This is a genomic window from Stenotrophomonas sp. Sm2128 (assembly GCF_030985535.1).
GTDB lineage: Bacteria > Pseudomonadota > Gammaproteobacteria > Xanthomonadales > Xanthomonadaceae > Stenotrophomonas > Stenotrophomonas maltophilia.
In genome coordinates this window covers 1-5282 of record NZ_JAPTFQ010000133.1, presented here as the reverse complement: position 1 = coordinate 5282, position 5282 = coordinate 1, and the positions used below count along the sequence as shown (strand labels likewise).

5 protein-coding genes are annotated in these 5282 nt (G+C 64.3%); all 5 read left to right on the top strand.

The window, feature by feature from the left end; all coding sequences use genetic code 11:
- Window positions 1–173: 173 nt before the first annotated feature.
- On the top strand, window positions 174–1112 hold the full coding sequence (locus O0K41_RS21880) for a nucleoside hydrolase (RefSeq protein ID WP_005410872.1): 939 nt from the start codon (window positions 174–176) through the stop codon (window positions 1110–1112).
- Window positions 1113–1200: 88 nt separating this feature from the next.
- Window positions 1201–1443 (top strand): type B 50S ribosomal protein L31, encoded by a 243-nt coding sequence (locus O0K41_RS21875; RefSeq protein ID WP_005410871.1) that lies wholly within the window; start codon window positions 1201–1203, stop codon window positions 1441–1443.
- Window positions 1444–1739: 296 nt separating this feature from the next.
- Window positions 1740–3017, top strand: a complete 1278-nt coding sequence (locus O0K41_RS21870) for a citrate synthase (protein WP_005410870.1) — start codon at window positions 1740–1742, stop codon at window positions 3015–3017.
- Between the two features lie 437 nt (window positions 3018–3454).
- Window positions 3455–4474, top strand: a complete 1020-nt coding sequence (locus O0K41_RS21865; RefSeq protein WP_088436879.1) for a hypothetical protein — start codon at window positions 3455–3457, stop codon at window positions 4472–4474.
- Window positions 4475–4992: 518 nt separating this feature from the next.
- The coding region (locus tag O0K41_RS21860; RefSeq protein ID WP_308304566.1) for a CS1 type fimbrial major subunit at window positions 4993–5282 on the top strand (290 nt) is incomplete at its 3' end.

The window sequence follows — 5282 nt, the reverse complement described above, 5'->3', positions numbered from 1 at the left end:
CCCCGCAACCGGACCCACCCCGCCATCCCCCAGGAAACCCGCTTTTGCCGTTGCTCTGGCGTTTGTCGTTGATTCGGCGGGTGCAGGGCGCAGCCCTGCCGAACCCCAACCCCCGTACTTGCAACGGTCATCATCCCGGTCCACACTTCGTTGCCGATCTGAAGACGGCAACGATGACCCACAAGATCCCCCTGTTGATCGACACCGACCCCGGTGTGGACGACGCCCTGGCCCTGCTGATGGCCTTTGCCGACGAACGGCATGACGTGGTCGCCCTGACCATCGCCGCCGGCAATGTCGGCCTGCAGTACACCGTCCGCAACGCCCTCAAGCTCTGCGACATCGTCGGCCGCACCGACGTACCGGTGTTTGCCGGCAGCCCGGATCCGCTGCTGCATCCCTCCGTTGACGCTGCCCACGTGCATGGCCGTGACGGCTACGGCGACGTGGACCTGCCGCCGCCGAGCCGTCAGGCTGAAGCCGAACACGCCGCACTGGCCATCCTGCGCCTGTCGCACGAGCACGCCGGCGAACTGATGCTGGTGATGCTGGGCCCGCTGACCAACCTTGCCCTGGCACTGAAGCTGGACCCGACCCTGCCCGAGCGCATCAAGCGCATCGTGGTGATGGGCGGCGCGGTCACCTGCCACGGCAACATCACCCCGGCGGCCGAATTCAACATTGCGTTCGACCCGGAAGCGGCGCACGTGGTGTTCACCTCGTTCAAGCACCTGCTGGTGTCGGACTGGGAGGCCACCGTCGCCCATGGCCTGCCGCTGCAGGACGCCGAGAAGTGGCTGCAGGCCGATTCCGATCGCGCCCGCTTCTACGAACTGATCTCGCGCAAGACCCGTGGCCTGTCCGAAGACAGCAAGGGCGGGCGCTGGTACACCGCCGATGCGGTGGCCATGGCCTGGGCGCTGAACCCCGAAGGGCAGCTGCGGGTCGAGTCGCGCCCGCTGAACGTGGAGCTGAACGGCACGTTCAGCCGCGGCGCCACCATCGTTGATTGGAACCGCCAGACCGGCCAGCCGGACAACTGCGATCTGCTGATGGCCTACGACCAGCAGCGTTTCGAGGCCCTGGTGCGCCAGGCCCTGGGTGCGGACTGACGTCGATTGACCGGCACCGGTTGCCCCGGGCGGCAACCGGTGCTTATAATGCCGCTCTTGACCACCAGCCCATTTACGGTGTGAGCCCATGAAGGCCGATATCCATCCGAACTACCGCGACGTCGTCTTCCATGACGTCACCTCCGATTTCAAGATCCTGACCCGCTCGACCATGGCGACGAAGGAAACCATCCAGTGGGAAGACGGCAACGAATACCCGCTGGTCAAGGTTGAAATTTCCTCGGCTTCGCACCCGTTCTACACGGGCAAGCACAAGGTCATCGACACCTCGGGCCGTATCGACAAGTTCCAGAAGCGCTACGCGCGCTGATCTGTCGATCCAGCTTCGAACCAACGGCCGCGCTCTGCGCGGCCGTTTGTTTTTCCCCAACGCCAACCCAACGGGCGTTTGGATGGGCGGAACACTGCGTTCGTGTGACAACGCTTTTGCCGATCCGGGCCGCTCAACGGCCGGTGTCTGGCTGCCTGTCGTATACGACTTCTGTCTAGCGCCGGGCAAATGCTGCTGTGCGATAATGACCTGATCCCCGGCACAGGCCGAGGACGTCATTCACGTGCCTGACCAATGCGCTTGGGCAGGCGCCTTCCCATGAAGGAGCGCACACAGTGTCCGATCTTGATCAGGTCACGCTCAACGCCGGCGACAAGTCGGTCGTTCTGCCCGTCATCAAACCCACCCTTGGCAACGACTGCGTCGACATCGCGAAGCTGACCAAGGAAACGGGGTTCTTCACCTACGATTCCGGCTTCACCGCGACGGCCAGCTGCAAGTCCGCCATCACCTACATCGACGGCGACAAGGGTGTGCTGCTGTACCGCGGCTACCCGATCGAACAGCTGTCGGAAAAGTCGAGCTACGTCGAAGTGGCCTACCTGCTGATCAACGGCGAGCGCCCGAGCGCCGAGCAGCTGAAGGCCTTCACCGATGAGCTGACCGCCGAAGCCAACGTCGATGAGTCGATCAACACCCTGATCGGCAGCTTCGCCAAGGATGCCCATCCGATGGCCATCCTGGCCGCTGCAATCGCGCAGCTGTCGGCCATCTACCACGACTCGCTGGACCTGTCCGACGCCGAACAGCGCCGCCAGGCCGCCGTGCGCCTGATCGCCAAGGTGCCGACCCTGTCGGCGCTGATCTACCGCCACGGCAAGGGCCTGCCGGCCAACAAGCCGGACACCTCGCTGGACTACGTCAGCCGCTTCCTGAAGCAGACCTTCGAGTCCGCTGACGGCCAGTACGATCTGAACCCGGACGTGGTGAAGGCGCTGGACCTGCTGTTCATCCTGCACGCCGACCACGAGCAGAACGCCTCGACCTCGACGGTGCGTCTGGTCGGTTCGACCGGTGCCAACCCGTACGCGTCGGTCGCTGCGGGTGTCACCGCGCTGTGGGGTCCGGCCCACGGTGGTGCCAACGAAGCCGTGCTGAAGATGCTGGAAGAAATCGGCAGCGCCGACAACGTCGAGTCCGCCGTGGTCAAGGCCAAGGACAAGACCTCCGGCTTCCGCCTGATGGGCTTCGGCCACCGCGTCTACAAGAACTTCGACCCGCGCGCCAAGGTCATCGGCGAGATGACCAGCAAGGTGCTCAAGCAGCTGGGCGTGCAGGATCCGCTGCTGGACGTGGCCGTGAAGCTGGAACAGGCCGCGCTGCAGGACGAGTACTTCGTCGCCCGCAAGCTGTACCCGAACGTCGATTTCTACAGCGGCATCATCTACAAGGCGCTGCAGATCCCGACCGAAATGTTCACCGTCATGTTCGCCCTGGGCCGTACCTCCGGCTGGGTCTCGCATTGGCTGGAACAGCAGGTTGATCCGGAAATGAAGATCGGCCGTCCGCGCCAGGTCTACACCGGCAGCGACGTGCGCGACTACCAGGGCTGATCGCCCCGCGTAGGTTGTGCCGAGAACGCCCCGCATCCGCGGGGCGTTTTTTTTGGAGCGGACCTGGTAGGTGCGGACCGTTGGTCCGCACGATTTCGGCGCCCGCGAAAAATCATCCACGCATGGCGCGGATCTACCACCGCAACCGCCTTCGGTAGGTGCCAACCTTGGTTGGCACGCTTTCCCATCCACGCACGGCGTGAATCTACCACCGCAACCGCCTTCGGTAGGTGCCAACCTTGGTTGGCACGCTTTCCCATCCACGCATGGCGCGGATCTACCGCCGCACCCGCCTTCGGTAGGTGCCAACCTTGGTTGGCACGCGCTTCATCGCGCCAAGACCGCGTGATTCAAGGGTCTCGCCAGCTTCACAAGCGCTCGCGCAGCCTCAGGACGCCAGCTGCATCCGCAGCACCTGAAATGGAGCGTCCATCCCGATGAGTACCCGATTCGACCCACCCGAGCGCGGACCGCTCGGCCCTGACGTCGCCGCCGTCGTCACCGCCCCGATCGTCGCCCCTCCCAGCGAAAGCGCCGTTTCCTGGGGCGCGATCTTCGCTGGCGCCACCGCTGCCGCTGCACTCTCCCTCATCCTGCTGATCCTCGGTGTTGGCCTCGGCCTGTCGTCGGTGTCGCCATGGTCGTTCGAAGGCGTCAGCAAAGAGACCTTCGGTTGGTCCAGCATCATCTGGCTCACCTTCACCGCATTGGCCGCGTCCGGCCTGGGTGGCTATCTGGCGGGCCGCCTGCGTACCAAGTGGACGCAGATCCATGGCGATGAAACCTATTTCCGCGATACCGCGCATGGCTTCGTGTCGTGGGCGGTGGCCACGCTGCTGACCGCGGGCCTGCTCACATCGGCCATCGGTGGCGTGCTGGGCGCCGGCGCAAAGGTGGCCGGTGCCGCCGCAGGCGCTGCCGCATCCACGGCCAGTGTTGCCGCAGCGGGCGCGGGCAGCACTGCTGCGGCGGCCCCGGAAGGCGACCTCAACTACTGGGTGGATTCGCTGTTCCGCAGCACGACCAGCGCAGGGCCGACTGCTCCTGCAGCGCCGCCGCCGGGTGCACCGATGGATCCGAATGCCGCCCCGCCGCCGCGCCCGATGCCGGGTAATGGTCCGATGGGCGACCGCCGCGAAGTGCGTGCCGAAGTGAACCGCATCATCGTCAACAGCCTGCAGGGAGACGGCCTGGACCCGGACGACACCCAGTACCTGGCGCAGCTGATCGCGCGCGAAACCGGCATGAGCCCGGCCGAAGCGCAGGCGCGCGTGACCGATGTGCAGACGCGCATGCGTGCGGCGCTGGAAAAGGCCAGGAAGACCGCCAAGCAGGCCGCCGACGATGCCCGAAAGGCGACCGCCTATGCCGCGTTGTGGCTGTTCATCACCCTGCTGATCGGTGCGTTCTTCGCCAGCCTCAGCGCCACTTGGGGCGGCCGCCGCCGCGACCTGTAACCCGCCTTCCACGCAAGGAGACCTGCAATGAAAATGATTCTTCTCTGGTTGTTGGGCGTACCGATTCCGCTGCTGATCCTGTACGCGATCTTCTTCTGATCGTGCGCCAACACGATGTGTCATCAGGCCGCCGAAAGGCGGCCTGATGCCATCCAGCAGATTCACGCCATGCGTGGATGACCCCTTGTAGAGTCGAGCCGTACTCGACTCACGCGCGCAGCGCGTGTGCTTCGCGCAGTGTCGGAAGAGCAGTCGACTAACAGTTGACTCTACAAACTCAAGGCAATGAGGTTTATTGCATTCAAGCAGTGAGGGAGTTTGCATAACCCTCAAACGTTGAACACATTCAAGAATTCTCCTTAACGTTCCACGTTTTAGGAATGCTTGAATGGCCTGCATGGCAATGGATTCCTAACATTCTCTCCGTCGCCCGCAACCACCTCTGCGGGCGGCGCCTCCCTCCCTTTCTCCTTAGGGGAGGGGGGCTTTCATATTCCCCCTGTCCGAGAGAGACACCCATGCACGCCATTCTCAAGAAGGCCGCGCTCGCTGCAGCGCTGGCCACTGCTTCGCTGTCCGCGCACGCTGTTGAAACCAAGATCACCGTCTACGCCGACGTCGACCCGACCCTGGCGCTGCTGCGCGATGACGGCACCCCGCTGCCGGACCTGGTCACGCTGACCCACGATCCGCTGCGCGGCCTGATTCCGAACACCCAGCGCGTTCGCATCCACTCCAACGATGAAACCGCCGATATCGAGGCCCGTATTGACGGTACATTCGTGCTGGCCAACGAGACCGGCGCCGT